Origin of the sequence: Vibrio sp. 10N.222.49.C9, from assembly GCF_041474985.1 — a bacterium.
Taxonomy (GTDB): Bacteria; Pseudomonadota; Gammaproteobacteria; order Enterobacterales; family Vibrionaceae; genus Vibrio; species Vibrio crassostreae_C.
Genome location: NZ_JBFRVD010000997.1, coordinates 1 through 353, shown reverse-complemented (window position 1 = coordinate 353; position 353 = coordinate 1). Strand labels below are relative to the sequence as shown.

At 43.1% G+C, this 353-nt stretch carries 1 protein-coding gene; it reads right to left on the bottom strand.

From position 1 onward, the window contains the following. A partial coding sequence (locus AB4585_RS26605) for a LemA family protein (RefSeq protein WP_372171743.1) occupies positions 1–353 on the bottom strand: 353 nt, incomplete at both ends.

Sequence of the window (353 nt, the reverse complement as noted above, 5' to 3'; positions counted from 1 at the left end):
GTGAAATTGTCTTCTGCTTGTTGATCGGTGTAGAAGCTCAGTTTTTTCTTTCTAGAGATTAAGTTGTTAATGATGTTGTTGGGAAATACCTGGAGCGTTTCGTTGTATTTCATGGTGTTGGCGTTGAATAGACGTAGTGCTGCGCTCACTTGTTTTTGAGTTTCTTCAACTGCTTTCATGTACCCAGTAACCAGCTCATGCGTATTCAGATCTGGATAGTTCTCTTGGACTATGTTTATAGCTGTTTGTAGGGCGCCAATCTTACTTTGGACGTCATTTAGGGCAGAGGGATTAATATTGCCTTCTTGAACACCACCAGCTGAGGTGCGCAGTTCGGTCACCTTCGTCATGAC